This is a genomic window from Brevundimonas sp. 2YAF1, assembly GCF_052114745.1.
Lineage (GTDB): Bacteria > Pseudomonadota > Alphaproteobacteria > Caulobacterales > Caulobacteraceae > Brevundimonas.
Genome location: NZ_JBFRFI010000001.1, coordinates 519324 through 543210, shown reverse-complemented (window position 1 = coordinate 543210; position 23887 = coordinate 519324). Strand labels below are relative to the sequence as shown.

The window sequence follows — 23887 nt, the reverse complement described above, 5'->3', positions numbered from 1 at the left end:
AGGAGGCCGCCATGCCCGCCGACGCCGCCCCTTCCGCCGAAGCCGTCCTGATCCCGCCGCTGGATCTGGCTGGCGATCTTCGAAAGCCGCCCCGGCCGCGCGGCCTGGTGATCTTCGCCCACGGCAGCGGCTCCAGCCGGTTCAGCCCCCGGAACAGGGAGGTCGCCCAGGTCCTTGTCGGGGAAGGGATGGCCACCCTGCTGTTCGATCTGCTGACGGAGAAGGAGGCGGGAAACCGCGCCAACGTCTTCGACATCGACCTGCTGGCCGAACGGCTGGTCCAGACCATCGACTGGGCCAGGGCCCGGCCCGATCTGGCGGACCTGCCGCTGGGCCTGTTCGGGGCCAGCACAGGGGCGGCCGCGGCGCTCAGGGCGGCGGCGGATCGGCCTGAGACGGTCGCCGCCGTGGTGTCGCGCGGCGGACGGCCCGATCTGGCTGGCGAGGCGTTGGCGCGCGTCACGGCGCCCACCCTGTTGATCGTCGGCGGCGACGACGAACTCGTCCTGACCTTGAACCGAGAGGCGGAACAGCAGATCGCAGGGCCGAGCCGGGTGGCGGTCGTGCCGGGCGCGACCCATTTGTTCGAAGAGCCGGGGACGCTGGAGGCGGCGATCCGTCTGGCCGTCGGCTGGTTCGAGGACTATCTGCGCTGACTGTGCCTAGCCGTCCCGGTCTGCTCCGAAGGCGGCCGCGCGGGTCATCAGATCCAGCACCTCCTCGTCCTCCAACTGATGGAAGTCGGCATAGGCCTCGCCGACGCTGCGGAAGATCGAAGGCTCCTCCAGACAGACCAGGACGTCGACCGCTTCGCGCATCGCGGCGGCCACCTCGGGCGGTGCGACCGGCACGGCGAGAATCACGGTCGCGGCGCCCTGTTGGCGCAATCCCTGAACGGCGGCCCGCGCCGTCGCCCCCGTCGCCAGGCCGTCATCGACCACGATGGCGGTCCGCCCGCGCGGATCGGGTCGGGTTCTTCCGGCGAAATAGAGGGCGCGGCGGCGTTCGATCTCGGCCAGTTCGCGAGCCTGCGCCTGGGCCAGATAGGCGTCGCTGGCCGCGGTGGTTCGCCGGACGGACTCGTTGATCACCATATGAGGCTGGTCGCCGTCGAACACCGCCGCCAGCGCCAGTTCGGGGTAGCCGGGCGCGCCGATCTTGCGCACCAGGGCCAGGTCCAATGGCGCGTCCAGACGCCGCGCGATCTCGAACGCCACGGGGACCCCGCCCCGGGGCAGGGCGTAGATCACCGGATCATGGGTGTTCAATCCGGTCAGCACATCGCCCAGCCGCCGTCCCGCCTCGGCGCGGTCCTCGAACAGGGGCGGGCGCCGATCCATGGTCAGGACCCGGCCGTCAAGCTCAGGCGCGCGACGGCGCTGCCTGTTGAATCTTCCGTCACGGCTTCGATCTCCCTGTGGGGATCGTTCATCTTGCCCCATCGGCGCTCGGGTGGGTTGACGTCCGTCAAGTCACGGACGGGACGGGCAGGATCGATATGGTCCCGCCGCCCGGTCGTTCTCCGCTCCGCGAGGAAACTTCCTGCACCGAAGCCGGTTGAGGCCTCGGGGGCTCAATGGAGACGCCGTCATGCCGACCCAAAGCCTTATCCCTCAACCCTCGTCCCTGCTGGGCGCTTTCGACCGGGATCCATTTTCGCCGATGCAGCGAGAACTGGACCGGCTGATGGGCGATTTCTGGCGCATGCCCGAGCTTCGATCCAAGGGTTCCGACGGCGCCAGGCTCTGGCCCAGTCTGGAAATCAGGGAGACCGAAAAGGATTATCATGTCACCGCCGACCTCGCGGGCCTCGAGCAAAAGGACATCCAGATCGACCTGAACGACAATGTCCTGGTGCTTCAGGGCGAGCGGCGCGACACCCATAGCGAGAGCAGCGAGGGACGTTGCTATACCGAGCGCAGTTATGGACGGTTTGAACGCCGGATTCCTCTGGATCAGGAAGTCGACGCCGACCGGGTGGAGGCCCGGATCAAGAACGGGGTGCTCGATATCGACATCCCCAAGAGCCAGCACGCCCAATCCAAGGCGCATCGCATCCAGGTGAAGCCGGGCTAGGCGTAGGCTCGAAGGGGGGCATGAAGGCGGGTGGCTTAGCGGGGGCCGTTCTTGCGCCCGCCTTCTGGAGGCGAAGGCCGTTCCGAGGCCTGCGTCGCCGCAGCGCGGAGGAATTTGTCGGGATCAGCGGGGACGAACGATCTGGCTGGACAGGGCGTCCATCAGACTGCGGGCCTCGAACGCGTGAGGATCGTCGGCGGGCTTGGCCCCGCGTCCCATGATGATCTCGGCCGAGGCTTCGTACTGGGTGACCAGATCGACATCGAAGAAGGGATCTGAACCCCAAGGGTCCCAGCGCCGCCAGACGCCGATGCCGTCGTGGTAACGCCAACGCGGCCCCCAGGCCGGCCCCCAGGGGCGATCGATGGGATAGGCGTATGCCTGTGTGGTGGCGTCGGTGCTGCGCTGCGCCGTGGTGAACCAGTCATAGCCGGACTGAACCGTGAGCTCGGCGGCGCGATAGAGGAGATAGGTTTCGACCGTATCGCGAGAGGTCAGGCTGTTGCCCGCGAAGGTGACCCGCCAGCGGTCAGGCTGGAGCTGGACATCGCTGTAGCCGCCCGCCCCCTCGGACGAGGGCGCGCCCATCGGCTGGTAGGGGGTCGCCGTGGAGCAGGCCGCGAGCGCGGCGCCAAGGGCGGCGGCGACCAGCGCCCTGCGTCTGGACGAGTGTGAAAACGGGCTTCCAACGGACGTCGGGGTAAAGACGGGGGCGGGGCTTCTCATTGGCGTTCTCCAGGGCCGAAGAACGCGCCTCTTTCCCGCATTGGCCCTTGATCATCGTCAATTCGCCTCGCGAAATTCGGGGGTGAACCGCTCTGGCGCCGCGCGACGGAACTTGACGTCGATCAACTCGATCCCGGCGGAAAGGCGCGAGGGTCGGCGTCGCGTCGCCCGGTCGAGCGGCGCATACCGGCATCGTGCCGGAGGAGGAGTCCGCACCATGAAGGCGCTCGTTTACAAGGGGCCGGGCCAGAAGGCCCTCGAAGACCGGCCCATGCCCGTGATCCAGGCCCCCGGCGACGCCGTCGTCAAGGTGGTCAAGACCACGATCTGCGGCACCGACCTGCACATTCTCAAGGGCGATGTCCCGACATGCGCGCCAGGCCGGATTCTGGGCCATGAGGGCGTGGGGGTCATCGAGGCGATCGGCGCCGCCGTCACGACGTTCAAGCCCGGCGACCGGGTCCTGATCTCCTGCATCTCTTCCTGCGGGAAATGCGAGTATTGCCGCCGGGGCATGTATTCTCACTGCACCACCGGCGGCTGGATTCTGGGCAACGCGATCGACGGGACCCAGGCGGAATACGTCCGCATTCCTCATGCCGAGACCAGTCTCTATCCGATCGCGCAGGGGGCGGACGAAGAGGCGATGGTGATGCTCAGCGACATCCTGCCGACGGGATTCGAGTGCGGGGTTCTGAACGGCAAGGTCGCCCCTGGTTCGACGGTGGCCATCGTCGGCGCCGGGCCGATCGGACTGGCCGCCCTGTTGACGGCGCAGCTCTACTCTCCGGCCGAGATCATCATGATCGATCTGGACGACAGCCGTCTGGAAATCGCGCGTCGTTTCGGCGCCACGCAGGTGATCAACAGCAGCGACGGCAAGGCGGCGGAGACGGTGTCGTCCCTGACCGGCGGTCGAGGCGTCGACACCGCCATCGAGGCCGTCGGCGTCCCGGCGACCTTCGAGCTGTGCGAGGAACTGGTCGCGCCCGGCGGCGTCATCGCCAACATCGGCGTTCACGGCAAGGCGGTGAACCTGCACCTCGAAACCCTGTGGTCCCGGAACATCGCCGTCACCACCCGGCTGGTGGATACGGCGACGACGCCGATGCTCCTCAAGACGGTGCGATCCGGCCGGATCGATCCGACCCGATTGATCACGCACCGCTTTACGCTCGACCAGATTCTGGACGCCTACGACACCTTCGGCCGCGCCGCCGAGACCAAGGCGCTGAAGGTGATCATCAACGCCTGACGGACGGCCTCGGCCGCCTTAGGGTTCCGTCGTGACGCCGTCGAAATGTTCTTCGCCGGCCTCGGCATCCGACTTGGTGGCGCGCACAATCCCGTCCTTGTGATCCGGAGGACCATAGACGGTGTAGAGCTTCAGCTTCTTGTCGCCCGTGTTTACGACGTTGTGACGGGCGCCGGCGGGCACGATGATGGCGTCATCGGCCTTGATCCTGGTGCAGGCGCCGTCGATCCAGACCTCGCCTTCGCCCTTTTCGATGCGGAAGAACTGGTCATGGTCGTCATGGACTTCCTCGCCGATTTCTTCGCCAGGACGCAGGGCCATCAGGACGAGTTGCAGGTGTTTGCCCGTGTAGAGCACGCGCCTGAAATCCTTGTTGTCGACCGTCAGTCGGTCGATGTTATCGACGAAACCCTTCATGCCGCTCTCCTGACCCATGTTCTCGGAAAGCCTATCATCCTGACGAGGGGGCGGCCATTGACCAGCGTCAATGCACGTTCTTCGCTGAAAGGGTTTTGGGGCGGCGGCCTCTCGTCCCGACCCATGGAGGACCCGTCAGGTCGAGGCGTAGCCGCCGTTCAGGGCGTAGTTGAAGCCGATGGGCAGGGCCGCTCTCACCTGGGTGAAGAAGGCGGCCAGTTCGCCCAAAGTCGTGCGCGGCAAATAGATGATGTCCCCGCGACGCAGGGCGACCACCTCGCCTCGGCGAGGGCGCAGGTCGACCACGCGCATCATCCGCACCCCGCCCGGTCCGCGCCGAATCAGCGCGGCCTGTTGCAGCCTGGCCGAGGGCAGAGCGCCACCGGCCAGGATCACGGCCTGATGGGCGTCGATGTCGCCGGGCATGTCGAAGACGCCCGGATTGCGCACCTCGCCGTCGACCCAGACCTTGAGCGGGCCGGCCGCGCGCAGGGTGACCTCGACCTCGGGGCGTCTAAGCTGAGTGGCGTAACCTGCTGAAATGTCGGCCTCGAGTTGGGACAGGGTGCGGTCGGCGGCCATGACGTGGCCGAGCAGGGGCAGGGAGACGCGGCCGTCCGGTCCGACCTTCAACTGGCGGGTCAGTTCGCTGGCCGTCGGGGTCGCCACCTCGATCTCGTCGCCGGGATAGAGCAGGTATTCCGGCTCTACGTCGGTCCAGTCGGCGAAGGGGACGTCGGGGAACCGGCTTGCGGGTACGCCTTGCACGCGACGCGCGTCACCCGTCGCCGCGCCCGCGCAGCCGGTCAGGCTGGCGGCCAGACCCATCAGGACAAGGCGGCGATCAGGAATCATGGAGGCGGGGACCAGGCTGGAATTCGAGCTGATATGAAGCTGAACGGTTATGGGTAACGCGTGGTTAACGCAGGCCCCGCAAAGGTGCAGGCGACGATTTCAGTGGATTCGCCCCGTTCATGCGTTCGACAGCCTATGCAGCAGCCCGGCCGCGGTATGGCGTCATGGACGTCGTGGCCTTGCTGTTCCGCGAACTGCTGGTGATGATTCTGGTGTTCGTCGTCCTGTTCGTCATCGGCGCGGCGGCCATCCTGACGCTGAAGAAGACCTACACCGCCGGGGCCAGTCTGTTTGTCGGCGTCGGTCAGGAATATGTCTATCAGCCGCGCGTGGGCGCCACGGATCGTGCGTCGCCGCCTGCCGCGGGCGAGGTGGCGCAGTCGGAAGCGGCCATCCTGAACAGCCTTGAGGTCAAGCAGCGCGTGGTCCGCGCCCTGGGCGTCGAGACCTTCCAGGAAGGCAAGCGCGCGACCGGCACGCCCGAGGCGCAGGAAGCGTCGGCCGTCCGCGCCGTGGCGGCCAGCCTGGCCGTGACGGCGGCGCCGCTGAGCCCGGTCGTGGGCCTGAGCTACAAGAGCGATGATCCGGCCCTGTCGGCGCGCGTGCTGAACACGGTGATCGACCAGTATCTGACCTATCGGCGCGAAGTGTTTCAGGACCGCGCGACTCCAGCGATCCAGACCCAGCGTCAGACCTTCGAAGGCGAGCTGGCCGACGCGGACCGGGCCTATGAGGCCTTCCTGCGCAGCAACGACATCGGCGATTTCGCCACCGCCAAGGCCACCCTGGCGGGGACTTATCAGTCGACCTTCGCCGAACGCATGAGCCTGCAAGCCCAACTGAACCAGGCGTCACAGCGGCTGGCGACCCTGGTGGGCCAGCAGGCGCGCACCCCCGCTGAGATCGCTCTGCAGCAGGATCTCAACATCTCGGCGCAGGATCAGATCCTGCAACTGCGCACGCAGCGCGAGGGCTTGCTGGCGCGCTATCAGCCCGACGCCCAACCGGTGCGCGAGCTCGAAGGCCAGATCGCCCAGCTGCAAGCCTATGTCGGCACCGGCACGGCGGTCGGCGCCAAGGAGGTTCGCACCGGGCCGAATCCGATCTGGACCGAGCTGGAGACGACGCGCATCAACGCCCAGGCCGATCGCGACGCCCTGGCGGCGCGGCTGGCGGTTCTGGATCGTCAGGTGACGGACCTGCGCCAGCGTCAGGCGCGCCTGACCGAACTGGAATCGCGCAACGCCACCCTGTCGGGCAATCGTGAGGTGCTGTCAGCCTCGATCCGCGAGTTCCAACTGCGCGAGACGCAGAGTCGCGCCGACAACGAACTGGTCAAGGCCGGGGCCGACAACGTCACGGTGATCGAACGCGCCCAGCCGCCGTCCAAGGGCAAGAGCCTGAAGCTTCCGCTGCTGATCGGGGTCTTTCTGTTCGCCGGATTCACGGCGCTGTGCGTCGGGCTGCTGCGGGTCTTCCTGCGGCGCGGCTTTGCCATGCCATCGACGGCCAGCCGGACGCTGCAACTGCCCGTCCTGGCCGTGGTCCCGATGAAGCGGGCCTGATCCGCCGATGTCCGGCCATGCTAAAGCTGACGCCTTGAGGGCGAGCGCGTAACCGATTCGATGGTCGATCTGACGACGGAAATGGCGGGACTTTGGGCGGCGCTGGGGCCAGCGCCGGCTCATCGCGGCCGCGTGATCCAGTTCGTCTCGGCGACCTCGGGCGAGGGCGTCTCGACCGTGGCGCGCGAATATGCGCGGTTGGCGGCGGTCCGCGCACGCAGGCCGGTCTGGCTGATCGACGGCGATCTGGCGCAACAGGGGCAGGCAGACGCCGTCGCCGCCGAACCCGAGCGGTTCGGGCGGCTCGCCGCGCCGGTCCAGGCCTCGCCCGACGGTTCGGCCTTCTATGCCGTGACGCCGCCCATGCGCGGCCGCGACGGTCGGCCGGTGGCCCCGGCGCGGCTGATGACGGCGCGGGCCTGTCTGGGCGGGCGTCTGTACGTGACCCGATTCCATACGGAGTTGACGCGCGCCGGTCAGCGGGTCGAGCCGTTGGGCGAGGCGCGCTACTGGAGCGCTCTACGCGCCCACGCCGACACCGTCGTCATCGACACGCCGGCGGCGGATCGAAGCGACATGGCGATCACGCTTGCGCCCTTCATCGACGCCACCATCATTGTGGTCGCGGCGGAAGCCACGGCGGCCGGAGAGGCCGTAGCCCTGCGCGACGAGATCGGCGCCGTGGGCGGCCATATCGCCGGGGTGGTGATGAACCGCTCGACCTGGACGCCGCCGTCGATCCTGAGCCGTCTGACGGGCTAGCTGACGGTCTGTGCGGCGCCTTGGCGGTCCAGCCGCGCCAGTTCGTGTATGCCGTAAAAACGAGGCTCTAAGCCCTTCATCCAGAAGATTTTTCCGGTTCCTCGCGCGGTGCGGTCCAGCGCCTCGGCGCGCGTCGGACTCCGGACCAGCGTCAGCGCCAGAGCGGTTACGCTCCAGACCAGGGCTTGCGCGGCGCCGATCGCCATCCACCGCGCGACGCCCGGCCAGTCGCGCGCGGCGGCGGCGGTCTGGCTGGGTCCCTGGCCATAGGCGAAGGCGCGCGTCAGGGCGTAGCGCAGCCTGGCGCGATGCGGCGGCGCGAACTCGTCGACCCAGGCGTCAGCTGCCCAGCCGAAGCGGCCGCCACGCGCCGCCAGCGCCGCGAACAGGGCGTCGTCCTCGCCGCCCGACTGATCGGCGGCGGTGTTGAAGGGCGTTGCGCTGGGCAGGGCGGTCGCTCGCACCAGCAGGGCGTTGCCGCAGCCATAGGGGGCGTCGATCAACTGGGTGCGATCAGGGCCTTCGCGACCGAAGAAGCGTTCCAGATAGGGGCGTGTCCAGCCGGTTTCGTCCGGCACGCGGCCGCGAATGGGACCGAAGACGGCGTCGGCGCCCGTTAAAATTTGAGCCGAGATCAGCGCGGCCAGCCAGGAGGGCGAGGCGGCCTCGTCGTCGTCGAGGAAGGCGATCAGCGGGGCCGTGGTGGCGGCGAGGCCTTCGTTGCGGGCGGTGGCGACGCCGGGGCGCGGCGCATGGCGCCAGATTACCGGCACGCCGGCGTCGGCGGCGAGGCGCGCCGTGACGTCGCGGGCGCTGGCCTGGGGGTCGTTGTCGACGACGACGATCTCTCTCAGGCGATCCGAGACGCCGGTCTGGGCCAGCGCGGACAGGACGGCCCGCTCCAGGCTGGCGGGGTGGCGCAGGGTGGGAATGATGATCGCGACGTCGGCCTGGGCGCTCATGCCGCCAGAACCTCGCCGACGGTGCGGATGTCGCAGCCGACGGAGCGGGCGTGACCGATCAGCCGCTCCAAGGCGTCGGGCGTGCAGCCCCAGGGCGACGGCGTTTCGCGCACGTCGTGGGTGTAGAGGATCAGCCAGGCCTGTTCGGCCACGGCGCGGTCGATCCAGGCGCGGGCGAGGGATTCGCCATCGGGCCCCTCGATGCCCACGCCCGGCAGTTGGTTCTGGTCGTCGCCGTCGTGGACCAGCCCCCTGTGGACGCCGCGCAGGGAGGCGTAGCGGCCCCCCAGCTGCTTCTTGGCGCGGGGCGACACCTCGCCATAGGGATAGGCGAAATGAAGCGCGGCGGCGCCGAGGCCGCGCAGGGCGGTGTCGTTGGCGTCCAGATCCGTGCTCAGTTCGGCGGGCGTGGTGAGGTGGCAGTCCACGTGGTCGAAGGTGTGGCCGGCGACCTCATGCCCCTGACGGATCAAGGCGCCGATCTCGGCGGCGTCGGCGAAGCGGCCCATGTGCCCCATTTGCCCGAACAGGCCAGCGCAGACGTAGAAGGTGCCGCGCGCGTCATGCTTCTCCAGCATTTCCGCCCCTGAATGGGCGGCGCTGACGGGGATGTCGTCGAAGGTGAAGCTGACGGTCGGCCGCGCCAGGGCTAGCCGTGCGGGGCGACGGTGCGTCAGTCGCGCGAAGCGGCGGCGCAGCTTGCCGCCCAGGCTGACGTCGGGCGTGTAGGGCTGGATCATATCGCCTCCGCATAGAGGGCGACGCGGTAGAGCCGCAGGCTGAACGCCCTGAGGGCGACGGGCAACACCGGCAGCTCCGCCGCCTGCTTGAACAGGGGGCGGATAGCCTTCAGGCCCGGCACGGACTTCAACCGTCGCGCGACGCGGTAGCTGGGATAGACGGCGACGAAGTCGGGATGGCGGGCGACCACGCGGGCGAAGTTGGGCGCCGACTGCTCGTACTTGGCAGCCAGGGTCTCGACCGTGTCCAGACCCATGTGGGTGGCGGGGTTGTCGACGTGTTCGACTTTGAAGCGGCGTGAGACGCGCATGGCCCATTCGACGTCTTCCCAGCCCCAGCTGGTGAAGCCGGGATCGAAGGCCTCGGCCTCGAATACGTCGCGGCGGACCAGCAGGTTGGAGGTGAAGACGTATTTTTCAGGCTGCAGGGCGCGCTGGTCATGGGGGATACAGTCGGATCGCGCCGCCATGCTGCGATGGACGGCGAAGCGCGCCTCGTCGGGGGCTTGCAACAGGGAGAAGCCGCCGAAGGCCACGGCGGTCTGTCCGTCGCGCGCCAAGGCGGCCCAGGTGCGCAGGAAGCGGTCGTGGTCGGGGCGCATGTCGCTGTCGAGGAACAGCAGGCTGGACCCGCGCGCAGCGGTCGCCAGTCGGTTGCGTCCGACGGAGCGGCCTTCATTGGTGGAAAGGGAGATCAGGCGGATCGGCAGGGCGCAGACGGCGATCCGGGCGGTTAGCCGGGCGGTCAGGGCGTCGTCGCTCGTGCCGTCGTCCAGCAGGATCAACTCGGCCATGCCGTTTAGAGGCGGCGCTTCGCGGTCGAGCAGGGCGATCAGGGGCTCGGGATCGTCGCGAAGAAACGGGATCAGCACCGACAGGGCCGGGCGGGCGTTGGCCCAGGCCGCATTGTCGTGAATGGCGGCGGAGACGCTCATGCGGCCGCCCTCCGCGCCTGGACCGCACCGAGGATCCGCCGCGCCAGATCGCGCATCCCCCCAGCATTCAGGGCGAAAGCGCAGGCGCCATAGACCGCTGCGCCGACCGAGGCGTCGAGCATCAACTCGGGGAAGCCGCCGATGGGCGGCAGCAGCGACACCGCGACGGCCATCACCGCGCAACTTGTTCCGCACGTCAGCAGCGACCTCCACGGGACCGGAAGGGGCAGGATGCGACGCCCCATGGCCCAGGACGCGATCAGGCCGATGGCGAAGCTTGCGGCCGTGGCCCAGGCTGCGCCCAGAACGCCGAAGCGCGGAATCAGCACGATGTTGAGGATCACGTTGGCCAGCGCCGGAATGCTCATCGCCGCCAGCAGCCAGCCGGTGCGGCGGCCCAGGGTGAAGGCCTGATGGAAATAATAGACTGTCACGCCCGACAGCAGGGCCGACAGGGCGATCCATGGCGTGACCAGGGCGGCGGCGTCGCGGAGATCCTCGCCGATCATGAACTCGGCCAGCGGGCGCGCGACCAGGGCCACGCCGACCGCGGCGGGCAGACCGATCAGGATCAGGGTTGAGGCCTGCTCCCGCGCGGCGGCGGACAGTTGATCGCGCCCGCCGCGCTCCAGCGCCATGACCAGGGCAGGCGTGCCTGCCGCGCCGAGCCAGATGAACAGGACGTCCAGCGTCCGGTTGGCGATGCTGTAGCCTGCGTGATAGGCGCCGACGGCGGCCTCGTCCATGAACATGGCCAGCAGGAAGCGGTCGGTCGACGCCAGCACCAGGGCCAGGCCAAGGGAGGCGGCGATGGGATAGCCGTAGACCGCGTAGTTTCTTAGCCGCTCGCGATCGACGTAGCCGCTGCGCGCCTCGCGCAGCTCGCCGGGTAGGATGAAGGGCAGGGCGAACAGAGGCGCGATGAGAAGGCCCGCCAGCGGCGAGGCGGCCCCGCCGCCCGACAGGGCGAAGGCCGCGCCGACGCCGAAGCCGGCCAGGGTGTTCCAGATGTCGAGGCTGGCGGCCTGGCGCACCTCGCCCGCCGCGCGATAGCGCTCCTGCGCCAGCTTGGTCAGGCAGCGCACGGGGATGCCGAGCAGGGCCACGGCGATCGGCAGGCGGAAACCGTCCGGCATGGGCCACAGCCAGATCGCCAGACCCGCCAGCGGCAGGAACAGGCCGGTCAGGATAAAGGCGGTGCGATACAGGCTGGCGAAATGGCTGGCCATGTCGGCGCCGTCGCGCTGGGCGGCCCAGAACCGCGCCATGGCGGCCTCCAGCCAGCTGAAGGTCGCCACATGCGCCAGGGTCATGACCGAAAAGGCCAGGGCGTAGCGGCCGAAGTCTTCGGCGCTGAGCAGCCGCGTGTAGATGATGATCGCCAGGAAGCCGACGACGCCCTGAATGATGTTGGCGGGCAGATAGCCCAGGACCCCGCGCCAGAACATCAGCGCACCGACAGACGGTCGCCGAGCAGCACCGGGATGGTGACGGCGATGATCCACAGGTCGAGCCAGAAGGACTGGCGCTCGATATAGTCGATGTCGAGTTGCACCCGGCGACGCACTTCGGGCGCGGTGTGCATGGGGCCGCGCGAGCCCTTGATCGCGGCCCAGCCGGTCATGCCCGGCTTGATCCGGTGGCGATGGGCGTATTCGGCGACCAGACGGGCGGATTCGACGGCTCCGGTCTTCATGCCGATGGCGTGGGGGCGCGGCCCGACCAGGGACATCTCGCCCCGGATCACGTTCAGCAACTGCGGCAACTCATCCAGGCTGGCGGCGCGCAGGACCCGGCCCACGCGCGTGATCCGGTCGTCGTCGGCGGTGACCTGGCGGCTGGCGGTCGCGTCGGCGTCGGCGTGGCGCATGGTGCGGAACTTCAGCACCACGATCTCTTCCTGATTGAAGCCGTGCCGGCGCTGGCGGAACAGGGCCGGACCCTCGCTGTCGAAACGGACCAGCAAGCCGATCACGAGCAGGATCGGCGAGAGCAGGATCAGGGCTGTGGACGCCAGGACGACGTCCTGCAGACGTTTGTGGAAGGCGCGGCGATCGGGGTCGACAGGGCCTTCGAGCGGGGCCATCGGCGCCTGCGCCAGCTTCTCCAGCGCGGCGTTGCGCTGCTCGGCAGTCTTGGGGTCGATCAGCAGGGTCAGGCGAATGGGCAGGGCGCCGAGACGAGCGGTGAGGTCCCGCACGCGCGTCTCGGCCTTGGGATCGATGGCTAGCACGATCTGGTCGATGTAGGGCGTCAGCCGGTGGTTCAGCAGGGCGTCCGCTTCGCCTAGGAACGGCACGCCTTCAACCGCGTCGGGGGAGCGCGCCAGGCGATCGTCGAACACTCCCAGCACGTTCAGGTCGCGGCGCTGCAGCGCCTCCCGGATCAGGCGTTCGGCGTGGCGGGTGGCGCCGACCACCGCGATGTTAGGGGTCAGGGCGCCCTTGCGTCGCCAGTCCGCGACCAGAAGGCTCCACACCGCATGGGTCGCCAGCAGCAGCGCCATGACGCCCGCGCTCCAGCGGCCATAGACGACCCACGGCGTGGCCGCGCCATGCAGGGCGAACCCCAGGGTGAAGGTCAGCGCCGCGCCAAAGGCGACGACGCAGGCAATCGACGCCATATGGGACCGCAAGCCATGACCCCTGTCGAACCGATAGAGCCCGAGGGACCGGAGCAGGACGAGAAGGGCCAGGGCGCCCAGTCCGAGCGGAGCCGCATCAACCAGCCGCGCCGACAGAGGGGCTCCGTCCGCGAGGCGCGCGACAGCGACGACGGTCGCGGCTGCAACGCCCACGATATCCAGTCCGCGGAAATAGAAGACGCGCCGCCGGGCGGCGGTGCGCTGGCGCGTGTTCAACCAGAGGTCAGGGCGGAAGGGGCCGCGTCGCGCCTTGCCGGACGTTGGGAACGAATCACGCGTAGCAGAAACGGATTCGCGGATGCGCCGCGCCTGCACGTCGGAGCCGTCCGCAGCGGGAAAGAGGGTGTCGGCGGACGTCATGAGGCGAACAGCGTGATCCCGAAGCAATGATTACAGCTGTATTCGTCGCATAGCGCCTGTCTATCCGACGTTAACGCCACAGTTTGCAGGTCCCCGGTTGCGTCGCGGCGCGCGACTCGCTATCCACGCCGCCTGCCGGAGACGTGGCCGAGTGGCTGAAGGCAACGGTTTGCTAAATCGTCGTACCCTGTAAGGGGTACCGAGGGTTCGAATCCCTCCGTCTCCGCCAGACTTCCTCAAGTCTCGCACAAGCAGGTCAGCTTCAGCGGCCCTAGGGCTGCTGGCTGGCCGCTGACCGCATCAGGCCCGGCGTCTGCTCTGGTCGTTTCGCTGCACGGCGTCGAGCGTCGCGGAAGAACCACGCCTTCGCTGTCTCGGTCACGGCCACATAGGCGCACACCACGCCCAGCATGGCTGCCATCAGCAGCGGCGACAGGGGCGTGAAGCCGAACAGGCGGGAGACGGGGCCGAGATAGGGCGACGCGAGGGCGACCGCGGCCACGGCGAGGCTTGTCCAGACGAGCCAGCGCCCAGGCCGGCTTTTCCACGCTCGCCCTCGGGTTCGCAGCACCATGACCACGGCCAGTTCGGTCAGCAGGGACATCACGAACCAGGCTGTCTGGAACAGCGACTGGGGCGCGTGGAAGACCTGAAGCAGCAGGACGAAGGTGATCAGGTCGAACGGGGAACTGATCAGGCCGAACACCAGCATGTAGCGCTGGATGTCCGCCGTCCCGATGCGCTGGGCGACCTGAAGCTGCTCCGGGTCGACCGCATCCGACGATATGGCCATCGACGGCAGGCCGGACAGGAAGTTGTTCAGCAGGATCTGCTTGGCCAGCATGGGCAGGAAGGGCAGGAACGGCGTCGCCACGGCCATGCTGACCATATTGCCGAAATTGCCGCTGATGGTGATGGACAGGTATTTCAGCGTATTGGCGAAGGTGCGGCGCCCGCCCTCGACGCCGCGCTTCAGCACGCCCAGATCACGCTTCAACAGGACCACGTCAGCGCTTTCTCGGGCGACATCGACGGCCTGTTCCACCGACACGCCGACGTCCGCCGCCGACAGGGCGGGCGCGTCGTTGATCCCGTCGCCCAGATAGCCGACCGACTGGCCGCGCCTTTGAAGCGCGCGAACGATCCGCTCCTTCTGCTGGGGATCGACTTCGGCGAAGAGCACGGTGCGCTCGACCTGCACCCACAGGGCTTCGTCCTTCAGCGCGGCGATATCCGCGCCGGTGAGAAGCGCATCGCTCGCCAGGCCGAGGGCGCGGGCGACATAGGCCACGACGTGGCGGTTGTCGCCGCTCAGCACCTTCACCGACACGCCCAGCGCCGCGAGATCGGTGATCGCCTGAACGGCCTCGGCCTTGGGCGGGTCCATGAAGGTCAGAAAGCCTTCGAACCGCATGTCCACTTCGTCGGTCATGCCGTAGTCGGGCTGCGGCGGCAGGCGTCGCGTGGCCACGGCGAGCACGCGCAGTCCCTCCTCGCCGCGCGCCCGATACCAGGCCTCAAGGACGGCCTGCCGCTCTGGCGTCAACGGCGCGTCCGTCTGGCCGTCGCTGACTGTGGAGCACTGGGCGAGCACGGCCTCGAAGGCGCCCTTGCTGATCATCTGGCGATCGCCGCCCGACGCGTTCGATTGAACGACGATGCTCAGTCGCCGCCGGATGAAGTCATAGGGAATTTCGTCAATTTTGGTGAACCCTGCCGTCGTCAGTCCTCCGGCTTGACCTGCCGCCACCACGGCCTGATCCAGGGGGTTTTCGATGCCCGTCTCGAAGGCGGCGTTGATGAAGGCCAGCCGCCGAACCGCGGCGGAGTCCTGGCCGGCGGGGTCCAGGGCGCCCTTGAGCATGATGTCGCCCTCGGTCAGCGTGCCGGTCTTGTCGGTGCAGAAGACGGTCATGCCGCCCAGGTTTTCCATCGCTTCGAGCCGGCGCACGATGACGCCGTTGCGGGCCAGATCCCGCGCCCCGGCCGCGAGGGTCACGCTGACGACCGCAGGCAGCAACTCAGGCGACAGGCCGACGCCCAGGGCGACCGAAAACAACAGGGAGTCCAGGAATGGGCGGCCGAGCAGTTGGTTGGCGATCAGCACCAGGATGACCACCACCAGCATGACTCGGATCAGCATCTCGCCGAAGCGGCGTATGCCCCGGGCGAAATCGGTTTCGAGGGGCTTAGCCTTCAACCGCGCCGCAATGGCCCCGTAACGTGTCGCCAGGCCGGTGCGCAGAACCAGAGTCTCGGCTGTGCCGCTGCGGACGGAGGTGCCGAGAAAGACCATCTGATCGGCGGTCGGCGCTTGCGCGGTCGCCGGGTTGGGCCGTTTCTCTACAGGAAAGGATTCCCCCGTCAGCGCCGCCTCGCTGACCAGCAAGTCCACAGCCTCGAGCACGAGGGCATCGGCCGGCACGACGGCCCCCGCGGACAGCAGCACGCGATCCCCGGCGACGATCTGTTCGAACGGAATCGTCCGGATCTGGCCGTCCCGGCGCACACGGGCGTTCAGCGCCAAGCGCCGTTGCAGGGCTTCGACGGCGGCGGAAGCGCGGTATTCCTGGACAAAGCCGAGCAGGGTGCTGCCCAGCACAATGGCCAGGATGATGCCGCCCTCGAGCCATTGCTGCACGACGCCGGACACCACGGCGGCGATGACCAGGATGAGGACGAGGGGGCTACGGAACTGCTGAATCAGGAGGGCCGCGGCGGAATGGCCGCGCTTGGACTGGATGGCGTTGGGACCGTCCCGGCGCAGGCGCGCGGCGGCTTCGACGCTCGACAGGCCGCCTGCATCCTGCTGCTCGGCGATTGTGGCGCACGGAGTCATGGCACGATCGAGCGGCGCAGCCGAGCGCCGGCCTTGAGCGTCACGACAGTGGTCGCGACGATCGTCGCGGGGCCCAGGCTGTAGATCAGGCGATAGACCAGCAGGGCCGCCGCGGTCTCATGCGTCTGGGCCACGAGCGGCGTCAGTCCGATCACCACGGCCTCGAACACGCCGAGCCCGCCGGGCACGCCGGACGCGGCGCTGACCAGGGAACCGAGAATGAACACCACCAGAAAGACCGCGAAGGCGGCGATCGTGGGCTGCGGCAAGAGGATGAACAAGGCCGCGCCAGACGCCGCCCAGTCGCCCAGGCCCGCCGCCAGGGCGGCAAGGCGGTCTCGCCAGGTCAGTACGGACGGGCCGCCGCCTCCGAGCCATCGCGGGCTTGAGGAGCGAAACGCCGCGAACCAGATCGCGGCCGGCGCGACCAGCACGAGCGCCGCGACGCCGATCAGGACGTTCGAACGATGGAGTGCGTGCGCGAACACCGACGGGGCCATGGCGATCGTCAAGCCGGCCGTGACGATCCCGCTGAGAGACACCGCCGAACTGACGACCAGCGTCAGGCGCGCGATCTGAAACCGCGTCAGGCCGGCCGGCTCATAGCCGCGCAGACGCACGGCGCCGCCAGAGGCGAGGCTGAGGCCGAGGGTGTTGGAGACGGCGAAGGCCGAGATCGCGGTCAGGGCGATCCGCCGAGGGTTTGCCTTGAAGCCCATGATCCTGGTGACGATGACCTCGGTCATCGCCAGACAGCCGTAGCTGATCGCCGTCAGCATCAGCGCCGCGCCCACGGCCCACATAGGGATCTGGGTCAGAGCCGAAACGACCAGAGAGAGGGAAATGTCGCGGATCTCGCGCCAGATCACCCAGACCGCCAAGGCGAAGGCGGCGAATGAGAAGCCGATCTTGAGCAGGCCTGTGATCGGACGTCGGGCGCTGCGAATGACGCTCATGCGGCCTCCTCCATCTGGCGATGGTCGGGCGGCGTCCGAACGATGAAGGCTGGGGTCAAGGTCGGTTCTCGGCAAACCTCTCAATCAGCACGCTCGAACCGGAGCGAGTTTGACGATGGTCAAAACGCGAATTTCCGACCCGCCGGTCAGGCGCTCGGCTTCAGGCGGCCAAACCAGCGCTTCAGCTTCTGATGCAGGTGATTGTTGGCCACCTTGCGGTTCATGGCCTCGGCGTCTCGCAGCCAGGTGACCTGCACCACGCGACGCTCGCCGGTGAAGGGCAGGTGTCCATGCCAGGATCGGTCGGATCGCGGGAAGGCGAAAGCCGAGCCGTTCAGCGGCGGCACCTCGAGCGCATAAGGATCGTAGTTCTTGCCGTCGTAGAGGACGCGCAGGCGACCGCCGGACGAGTCGTGCCAGTCCGAGTTGAGGTAGATCAGCATCGTCATCACCTTCCGCTCGGAGTCGGTGTGGATGTGGCCCTCCTTGGCCTGTGACCAGCGGCGCACCGTCACCAGGCGGGGGAAGGGATGCATGTCGCGCCCGAATTTCCTCGAAAGGCGCTCGGTCAGGTCCGGCCCTTTCAACTCCTGCTCCAGGGCGGCGAAGGTCGGGGTCGAGGTCTCTTCGTCCAGCGTCACGAAACCCGACACCTTGATCGGCGGGTAGTCGGCCGCCAGGCGCTCGAAGGCCCCTGGAGCCAGCAGGTTGGGGACCAGAAGGTGAGGATACGGCTCGGTGGAGGCTAGGGACTCGTCCAGCGCCTTGAGATCGAGAAGCGTATCCGGATTTGGTTGAGCGGCTGGAGCGTGAGCGGGCAAGTAACGATCCTCCCGATTGGGACAATGGCTGAGCGATTCATCGAACCTGGTTGGGCAGCGGGCGCTGAAGCCTGACTTTTGTCAATGAGGTCGGAGGCGGGCGGCCTCGGTCGTAATTCTCGGCAAGGGGGCAGGCGAGGGGAGATACGTCCAAGAACGACGTGTTTCTCCATGATGCTAGCGCTTGGGGGGCGCGAGCGCCTCGCGCGTCAGCAGTCGGCTGGGGGGCTTTTCTCCTTCTAGACGTTTCCCTTGCGTGATCTTGGCGCCGTCGTCGGGGCGGGCTACGCCTGCGCCTCAACATTCTCTTGGGAGAGACGCACATGGCCGATCTGGCTTCCGTCACCGAACACATTCGCGGCGCCGTCGGCGACAACTCCGGCCTGGGCAAAACCGTCAAGCTGGACCTGGGCGATGTTGGCCAGATCTTCATCGACGGCGCCTCGGCGCCGAACTCGGTGAGTAACGACGACAAGCCCGCCGATGCCACGGTCTCGATGAAGTGGGACGATTTCATCGCCCTGTCGGAAGGCAAGCTGGACCCGATGATGGCCTTCATGCAGGGCAAGCTGAAGATCGCCGGCGATATGATGATCGCCCAGAAGCTGGCGCCGCTGCTGAAGCGCTGATGCGTTTCTGAGCAACCAGAACAATGGCGGCGCGGCTCCCTCGGGGCCGCGCCGTTTTGCTGTCGGAGGGACGAGCCATGAATTTCCAGCCCAGCGAACGGGGCCAGCATTGGCGGGAGCGGGTGCGCCGTTTCATGGACGAGCAGGTGCTGCCGCGCGAGGCGGAGTACCGCGCCCAGGTCCACGCTGATCCCAAGCGCCAGTCGCCGATCATGGAAGAGCTGAAGGCCAGGGCGAAGGCAGAGGGGCTGTGGAATATGTTCCTGCCCGGCGATCACGGCGCGGGTCTGAGCAATCTGGAATACGCCCCCATCGCCGAACTGATGGGGCGCGCCCTGTGGTCGGCCGAGGTGTTCAACTGCAACGCCCCTGACACCGGCAATATGGAAGTCCTGCACATGTACGGCGACGCCGCCCAGCAGGAGCGATGGCTGGCGCCCCTGATGGCGGGTGAAATCCGCTCGGCCTTCCTGATGACCGAGCCGGATGTGGCTTCGTCGGACGCCACCAATATCCAGACCAGCATTGTCCGCGACGGCGACCACTATGTCGTCAACGGGCGCAAGTGGTGGTCGACCAATATGGCGCACCCCAACGTCGCCATGACCATCGTCATGGGCAAGACCGACCCCGACGCCGCCACCCACCAGCAGCAGAGCCAGATCATCGTTCCCCTGAACACGCCCGGCTTCCGCGTCGAGCGGATGCTGTCGGTGTTCGGCTATGACGAGGCGCCGATCGGCCACGCCGAGGTGGTGCTGGACAACGTCCGCGTCCCGGTCGCGAACCTGATCGCGGGCGAGGGCCGGGGGTTCGAGATCGCCCAGGGGCGGCTTGGCCCGGGCCGCATCCACCACTGCATGCGTGTTATCGGCGCGGCCGAGAAGGCGCTGGAGCTGATGTGCGAGCGGCTGTTGACCCGTACCGCCTTCCGCAAGACCTTGGCCGAACATTCAGTCTGGGAGCAGCGGATCGGCGAGGCCCGCACCAATATCGAGATGTGCCGTCTGCTGGTGCTCAAGGCCGCCTGGATGATGGACGAGGTCGGCGCCAAGGGGGCCAAGTCCGAGATCGCCCAGATCAAGGTCGCTGCGCCGCGCATGGCGCTGAAGATCATCGACGATGCGATCCAAGCCTTCGGCGGGGCCGGGGTTTCGGGCGACACGCCGCTGGCCGAACTCTACGCCACGGTACGGACGCTCAGGATCGCCGACGGCCCGGACGAGGTGCACAACCGCACCATCGCGCGGTTGGAGTACGCCAAGCACGGCGGTCGCCGCTGACAAAAAAACGGGGCCGTGGCAGTTCGCCATGGCCCCTCCGCTCACGCCGCTATGAATCTATTCGACTGTTAGTGCCGCTTGTCCGGTCGATAGACCTGATGGTGATGGTGCGAACCGATGCCGCCCTCCGTCACGTCGCTGATGAAGAAGTTGGGGCTGTGTTTGTGCGGAGGTTCGCCGCCGAAATGGCGATGAAACCATCCTTTCAAACCGGGTTCCTTGGTTGGCCTCCTCTCTTCGGAGGTGTTCATGGAGCTATCCTGATCGGACGGGTTGCGGGGATGGGTATGAAGTGGGTTCATCATGATCGACTCTCCCGGGTCTGTCCCTAAAACAGGGTAGGAAGGCCTGCGTTCCCCCTGCCTAGCTGTCACCCTCAATTACATTTTGGACAGCTTCGACCGGGGGTTCGTCGAGCAGCAAGGCCAGTCGATGGCGCGCGCGATTGACGCGACTCTTGATCGTGCCGACCGCGCAGCCCGCTATGTCGGCGGCTTCCTGATAGGACAGTCCCGCCGCCCCCACCATGACGATGGCTTCGCGGTGCTCGGGCGGCAGGGCGTTCAGCGCCGCCTGCAAGGATGTAAGTTCGGCCGTCCATTCCTGGCTGGCCTCGGCGGTCAGACCGGCGGCGTAGCGCCCTTCCTCGTCGGGAACTTCGCGTCTGCGTTTGGCGGCGTTGGTGTACCAACTGTTGCGCGCGATGGTGAAAAGCCAGGCCCGCAGATTGCTGCCCGGTTCGAACCGGGCCCGGTGCGCCCAGGCCTTGGTCAGGGTCTCCTGAACCAGATCGTCCGCATCTGCTCCGTTGCGCGACAGGGAAAAGGCGAAGGCGCGCAGGGACGGAATGAACCCCATGATCATCTCGCGCCAATCGACCGGGTCGATGATGCCGGCTGGATGGCGAGGGCTCGCTGTCGGCGGCCCTTCAGGCACGCGAACATTGGGCATGCAACGGAGGTCCTGAACTCTGGCGGACGACCCGGCGTCGGGTCGAGGGCGCCAGAGGAACGTCGCGTCCCGACGACTGTTCCCGCCTCTCGCGCATCACATCGCGCGGAACCGGGGTCGATCAACCGGCATTGAATATCGTCGGCGCTGGATCGCCGAACGAGAGGCGGGAAGGCTCTGCGTGCGAATGACAAAGCCCATCGGGGTGGCGGTGAGCGTTGAAAGCGATCTTGAGCGGTACCGTCGGGTGCGTGCGGCTCTGCCGAATTTGGCCCAGGGCCTGTCGGCCGAGGATCTGGCGGTTCAGTCGATGCCCGACGCGAGCCCGGGGAAATGGCATCTGGGTCACGTCAGCTGGTTTTTCGAGGTCATGCTGCTGGGCCTCCGGCCTGGCTACCGGCCGGTCGATCCGCGCCTTCAACCCCTCTTCAACTCCTACTACGAAGCCCTGGGTGAACGGGTCGAGCGACCTAAGCGCGGTCTGATGACCCGGCCTTCTCTGGCCGAGGTGATGGCCTATCGCGCGGAAATCGACGACCGGATGGAGACGTTGCTGGCCGGCGGGCTGAAGGACGGACTTGAACGCTACCTGTTCGAACTGGGCCTGAACCATGAGCAGCAGCATCAGGAGTTGTTCCTGATGGATCTGTTGCACCTGATGTCCTGCTCGCCGCTGGACCCTGCGGCCTATGACGCGGAGCCGCGCAGCCAGAAATGCGAGCAAGCTCGAGGCGGCTGGGTGTCGTTCGAGGGCGGGCTCACGCAGATCGGAGCGGACGCTGGCGGCTTTGCCTTTGACAACGAGCGGCCCCCGCATCGGGTCTGGCTGGAGCCGTACGTCCTGGCGGAGGATCTGGCGACCAACGGCGACTGGATTCGGTTTATCGAGGACGGCGGCTATCGCCGGCCGGAACTGTGGCTCAGCGACGGATGGGCGGCGGTCAGGGCACAAGGATGGTCGGCCCCCCTGTACTGGCGAAATGATCCGTCTGGCTGGACCCTCATGACGCTGGCCGGGCGGCGGCCGGTCGATCCGGCGGCTCCCGTTCGCCATGTCAGTTTCTACGAAGCCGACGCCTATGCGCGGTGGTCGGGGCGGCGCCTGCCGACCGAGGCGGAATGGGAGCATGCCGCGCGGACCGAACCGGCGGCCTTTTCGAACCTGGACGGCGAGGCGTGGCAGTGGACCGCCAGCGCCTACGCGCCCTATCCGGGCTTTCGTCCGACCGAGGGAACGGCCGCCGAGTACAACGGCAAGTTCATGGCCAATCAGATGGTCTTGCGCGGCGGATCGTTCGCCACGCCGCCGGAGCATCGCCGGATCAGCTACCGAAACTTCTTTTACCCGCACCAGCGCTGGGCGTTTTCGGGGGTGCGGTTGGCCTGGGACAGCACGCCGGAAGGGATATCCATGGACGACGACGCGACCGACGCCTTTCGCCAAGACCTGATCGCCGGTCTGTCCGAACGACAGAAGACGCTGCCGCCGAAGTGGTTCTATGACGCCGAAGGGTCGCGACTGTTCGAGGACATCACGCGCCTGCCGGAATATTATCCGACGCGTCAGGAGGCGGCGCTGCTGCGGCGTGTCGCGCCCGAATGGGCGGCGAGGTTCGGCCCCGGCGCGGTCCTGGTCGAACTGGGCTCTGGGGCCAGCGAGAAGACGCGCATCGTTCTGGACGCGGCGCCGGACCTGGCGGCCTATGTGCCGATCGACATTAGTCCTGCCGCGTTGAACGAGGCGGCCGATCGCATCCGCGCCGACTATCCAGACCTGAAGGTTCTGCCGATCGTCGGCGATTTCGAGCATCTGTCGCCGCCGCAGTCCCAGGCTGGGCCGGGGCGGCGGGTCGGCTTTTTCCCGGGGTCCACCGTCGGCAATCTGACGCCCGAAGCCGCGACGCGGCTGTTGCGATCGGCGCGCGAGATTCTAGGGCAGGGGGCGTTTTTCATCCTGGGCGTCGATCTGGTGAAATCGCCGGCGACGCTGGTCGCGGCCTATGATGACGCCCAGGGCGTCACCGCCGCCTTCAACCGCAATGTCCTAGTGCGCGCCAATCGGGAACTGGGGACGGATTTCGACGTCGCCGCCTTCGCCCATCGCGCCCTCTGGAACGAGGCGCGATCGCAGATGGAGATGCACCTGCAGGCCCCGCGCCCCATGACCGTCCGTCTGGGCAAGCTGGCGTTCCGGTTCGTCGAGGGCGAGACCATCCACACCGAGAGCTCGCGCAAGTTCGACGAGGCTTCCGTACGCGAACTGGCCGAAGCGTCGGGCTGGAGGCTGGAGGCGTTCGAGGTCAGCGACGATCCGGCGGTGGCGCTGGCGTTGCTGGCCGACTAGCGGCGTCGGACATGGAAATGGCGGCGCTGCCTCCAGGTCGCGCCGCCAGTGCGGGGGCTGTGGCCGTCCCTAGCGCTTGGGAGGATTTTCGTGGGTCTCGGCCTTGTTGCGCGCGCCGTGGGAGGCTTCTCCGCCCTTGCGGCCGGCCTGCGCCGCAAGGCTGCGATCCTGCGAGAAGCTGCGTTTCTCACTGGGGACGCTGGCGCCGCCCTTGCGGGCGATCTCGCGCTGGCGTTCCGGGTCCATCGAGGCGAAGCCTCGCTTGGAAACACCGGAGCCGCGGGTGGGCTGACCTTCGGCCATTCGGCTGTTCCTTTCAAAGACGGTGGCGCTTGCCCGAAAGAACCCGGCGTCGCGGGTGAGGTTCCGAACAAGCACCATTTCCTTGTTCTGTGGACGATCCGTCGCGGGGGCGAAGGGGCGGCCAGGAACCGGCTGCCGCGGGGCGGGTTCAGCAACGACCCCTCGAACCACAGGAGATCGACCCATGGCCGAGCCCTATGCCTCCGACGTCTCGCCGGAAGATATTGTCAATGGAACGGCGACTGAAAGCCTGCGTCTGGAGCAGGAGGCGGACGCCATCATCGCCCGCAACATTTCCCCGCGTCCGCTTCGCCAGGCCGTGCGCGAAGACGCGGCGGAGGCCCGCGCCTGGGCCGACCATCGCGTCAAACGCGCGCGCGACGCCATTCGCGGCGAGCCGATCCGCGCGAGTCTCTACGCCCTGGGGCTGGGGGTGCTGATCGGTCTTCTGGCCGCGCGCTAGA

Annotated in this window: 24 protein-coding genes and 1 tRNA gene; 10 read left to right on the top strand and 15 right to left on the bottom strand. The window is 67.7% G+C overall.

Annotation, left to right across the window (positions count from 1 at the left end):
• Window positions 1–11: 11 nt before the first annotated feature.
• Entirely contained in the window at window positions 12–656 is a 645-nt protein-coding gene (locus tag AB4Y68_RS02520; RefSeq protein ID WP_441453766.1) for a dienelactone hydrolase family protein, read from the top strand.
• A 6-nt stretch (window positions 657–662) separates the two neighbouring features.
• Here AB4Y68_RS02520 and AB4Y68_RS02515 read toward each other — a convergent pair whose 3' ends face one another.
• On the bottom strand, window positions 663–1340 hold the full coding sequence (locus AB4Y68_RS02515) for a phosphoribosyltransferase (RefSeq protein ID WP_441453764.1): 678 nt from the start codon (window positions 1338–1340) through the stop codon (window positions 663–665).
• Between the two features lie 250 nt (window positions 1341–1590).
• On the opposite strand from AB4Y68_RS02515, the gene AB4Y68_RS02510 reads away from it, so the two are divergent.
• Window positions 1591–2076, top strand: coding sequence for an Hsp20/alpha crystallin family protein (locus AB4Y68_RS02510; protein ID WP_441453762.1), 486 nt, complete (start codon window positions 1591–1593; stop codon window positions 2074–2076).
• A gap of 123 nt (window positions 2077–2199) precedes the next feature.
• Here AB4Y68_RS02510 and AB4Y68_RS02505 read toward each other — a convergent pair whose 3' ends face one another.
• Window positions 2200–2802, bottom strand: a complete 603-nt coding sequence (locus AB4Y68_RS02505) for a CC0125/CC1285 family lipoprotein (RefSeq protein WP_441453760.1) — start codon at window positions 2800–2802, stop codon at window positions 2200–2202.
• Between the two features lie 217 nt (window positions 2803–3019).
• Here AB4Y68_RS02505 and AB4Y68_RS02500 point away from each other — a divergent pair, with 217 nt between their 5' ends.
• A complete protein-coding gene (locus AB4Y68_RS02500) occupies window positions 3020–4057 on the top strand; it encodes a zinc-dependent alcohol dehydrogenase family protein (RefSeq protein WP_441453758.1) in 1038 nt (345 codons plus the stop codon).
• Window positions 4058–4075: 18 nt separating this feature from the next.
• Here AB4Y68_RS02500 and AB4Y68_RS02495 read toward each other — a convergent pair whose 3' ends face one another.
• Entirely contained in the window at window positions 4076–4474 is a 399-nt protein-coding gene (locus AB4Y68_RS02495; RefSeq protein WP_441453756.1) for a cupin domain-containing protein, read from the bottom strand.
• A 135-nt stretch (window positions 4475–4609) separates the two neighbouring features.
• A complete protein-coding gene (locus tag AB4Y68_RS02490; protein ID WP_441453755.1) occupies window positions 4610–5329 on the bottom strand; it encodes a polysaccharide biosynthesis/export family protein in 720 nt (239 codons plus the stop codon).
• A gap of 119 nt (window positions 5330–5448) precedes the next feature.
• Between AB4Y68_RS02490 and AB4Y68_RS02485 the strand changes: the two genes are divergently transcribed.
• Together AB4Y68_RS02485 and AB4Y68_RS02480 are read left to right on the top strand one after the other, a co-directional pair.
• Entirely contained in the window at window positions 5449–6894 is a 1446-nt protein-coding gene (locus AB4Y68_RS02485; RefSeq protein WP_441453753.1) for a GumC family protein, read from the top strand.
• A 60-nt stretch (window positions 6895–6954) separates the two neighbouring features.
• Window positions 6955–7656, top strand: a complete 702-nt coding sequence (locus AB4Y68_RS02480) for a hfsB (RefSeq protein ID WP_441453751.1) — start codon at window positions 6955–6957, stop codon at window positions 7654–7656.
• Here the strand turns inward: AB4Y68_RS02480 and AB4Y68_RS02475 are convergent.
• The 5 genes from AB4Y68_RS02475 to AB4Y68_RS02455 are packed head-to-tail and all read right to left on the bottom strand — an operon-like array spanning window position 7653 to window position 13297.
• Window positions 7653–8618 carry a glycosyltransferase family 2 protein gene (locus AB4Y68_RS02475; protein ID WP_441453750.1) on the bottom strand — a complete coding sequence of 322 codons (966 nt, stop codon included), beginning with the start codon at window positions 8616–8618 and terminating at the stop codon, window positions 7653–7655. The genes AB4Y68_RS02480 and AB4Y68_RS02475 overlap by 4 nt on opposite strands.
• Window positions 8615–9358 (bottom strand): polysaccharide deacetylase family protein, encoded by a 744-nt coding sequence (locus AB4Y68_RS02470; protein ID WP_441453748.1) that lies wholly within the window; start codon window positions 9356–9358, stop codon window positions 8615–8617. Before AB4Y68_RS02470 ends, AB4Y68_RS02475 begins: the two co-directional genes overlap by 4 nt.
• Window positions 9355–10293: a glycosyltransferase family 2 protein gene (locus tag AB4Y68_RS02465; protein ID WP_441453746.1), complete on the bottom strand. Its 939-nt coding sequence runs from the start codon at window positions 10291–10293 to the stop codon at window positions 9355–9357. Before AB4Y68_RS02465 ends, AB4Y68_RS02470 begins: the two co-directional genes overlap by 4 nt.
• Window positions 10290–11741, bottom strand: coding sequence for a lipopolysaccharide biosynthesis protein (locus AB4Y68_RS02460; RefSeq protein ID WP_441453744.1), 1452 nt, complete (start codon window positions 11739–11741; stop codon window positions 10290–10292). Before AB4Y68_RS02460 ends, AB4Y68_RS02465 begins: the two co-directional genes overlap by 4 nt.
• Window positions 11741–13297 (bottom strand): exopolysaccharide biosynthesis polyprenyl glycosylphosphotransferase, encoded by a 1557-nt coding sequence (locus tag AB4Y68_RS02455; protein WP_441453742.1) that lies wholly within the window; start codon window positions 13295–13297, stop codon window positions 11741–11743. The genes AB4Y68_RS02460 and AB4Y68_RS02455 overlap by 1 nt, the downstream gene beginning before the upstream one ends.
• A 137-nt stretch (window positions 13298–13434) precedes the next feature.
• Here AB4Y68_RS02455 and AB4Y68_RS02450 point away from each other — a divergent pair.
• A tRNA-Ser gene (locus tag AB4Y68_RS02450) sits at window positions 13435–13526 on the top strand.
• Between the two features lie 42 nt (window positions 13527–13568).
• On the opposite strand, the gene mgtA is transcribed toward AB4Y68_RS02450, so the two are convergent.
• The 3 genes from mgtA to AB4Y68_RS02435 all read right to left on the bottom strand — a co-directional run bounded on the left by mgtA (window position 13569) and on the right by AB4Y68_RS02435 (window position 17913).
• Window positions 13569–16136 carry a magnesium-translocating P-type ATPase gene (gene mgtA, locus AB4Y68_RS02445; protein ID WP_441453741.1) on the bottom strand — a complete coding sequence of 856 codons (2568 nt, stop codon included), beginning with the start codon at window positions 16134–16136 and terminating at the stop codon, window positions 13569–13571.
• Window positions 16133–17092: a hypothetical protein gene (locus AB4Y68_RS02440; RefSeq protein WP_441453739.1), complete on the bottom strand. Its 960-nt coding sequence runs from the start codon at window positions 17090–17092 to the stop codon at window positions 16133–16135. Before AB4Y68_RS02440 ends, mgtA begins: the two co-directional genes overlap by 4 nt.
• A 146-nt stretch (window positions 17093–17238) precedes the next feature.
• Window positions 17239–17913 (bottom strand): 2OG-Fe(II) oxygenase, encoded by a 675-nt coding sequence (locus AB4Y68_RS02435; protein WP_441453737.1) that lies wholly within the window; start codon window positions 17911–17913, stop codon window positions 17239–17241.
• 323 nt (window positions 17914–18236) lie between these two features.
• On the opposite strand from AB4Y68_RS02435, the gene AB4Y68_RS02430 reads away from it, so the two are divergent.
• The gene (locus tag AB4Y68_RS02430) at window positions 18237–18542 is read left to right on the top strand and encodes an SCP2 sterol-binding domain-containing protein (protein WP_441453735.1); all 306 of its coding nucleotides are present in this window, start codon (window positions 18237–18239) and stop codon (window positions 18540–18542) included.
• 77 nt (window positions 18543–18619) lie between these two features.
• Window positions 18620–19825: an acyl-CoA dehydrogenase family protein gene (locus AB4Y68_RS02425; RefSeq protein WP_441453733.1), complete on the top strand. Its 1206-nt coding sequence runs from the start codon at window positions 18620–18622 to the stop codon at window positions 19823–19825.
• A 68-nt stretch (window positions 19826–19893) separates the two neighbouring features.
• Here AB4Y68_RS02425 and AB4Y68_RS02420 read toward each other — a convergent pair whose 3' ends face one another.
• Both AB4Y68_RS02420 and AB4Y68_RS02415 read right to left on the bottom strand, forming a co-directional pair.
• The gene (locus tag AB4Y68_RS02420; RefSeq protein ID WP_441453731.1) at window positions 19894–20076 is read right to left on the bottom strand and encodes a hypothetical protein; all 183 of its coding nucleotides are present in this window, start codon (window positions 20074–20076) and stop codon (window positions 19894–19896) included.
• A 112-nt stretch (window positions 20077–20188) separates the two neighbouring features.
• Window positions 20189–20776, bottom strand: a complete 588-nt coding sequence (locus AB4Y68_RS02415) for a sigma-70 family RNA polymerase sigma factor (RefSeq protein WP_441453730.1) — start codon at window positions 20774–20776, stop codon at window positions 20189–20191.
• Between the two features lie 187 nt (window positions 20777–20963).
• Here AB4Y68_RS02415 and egtB point away from each other — a divergent pair, with 187 nt between their 5' ends.
• Complete coding sequence (gene egtB, locus AB4Y68_RS02410) at window positions 20964–23120, top strand: ergothioneine biosynthesis protein EgtB (RefSeq protein ID WP_441453728.1); 2157 nt, start codon at window positions 20964–20966, stop codon at window positions 23118–23120.
• Between the two features lie 69 nt (window positions 23121–23189).
• On the opposite strand, the gene AB4Y68_RS02405 is transcribed toward egtB, so the two are convergent.
• Window positions 23190–23423: a general stress protein gene (locus tag AB4Y68_RS02405; protein ID WP_441453726.1), complete on the bottom strand. Its 234-nt coding sequence runs from the start codon at window positions 23421–23423 to the stop codon at window positions 23190–23192.
• A gap of 184 nt (window positions 23424–23607) precedes the next feature.
• Between AB4Y68_RS02405 and AB4Y68_RS02400 the strand changes: the two genes are divergently transcribed.
• Window positions 23608–23886, top strand: coding sequence for a hypothetical protein (locus AB4Y68_RS02400; protein ID WP_441453724.1), 279 nt, complete (start codon window positions 23608–23610; stop codon window positions 23884–23886).
• The last annotated feature ends 1 nt before the right edge of the window (window position 23887 follow it).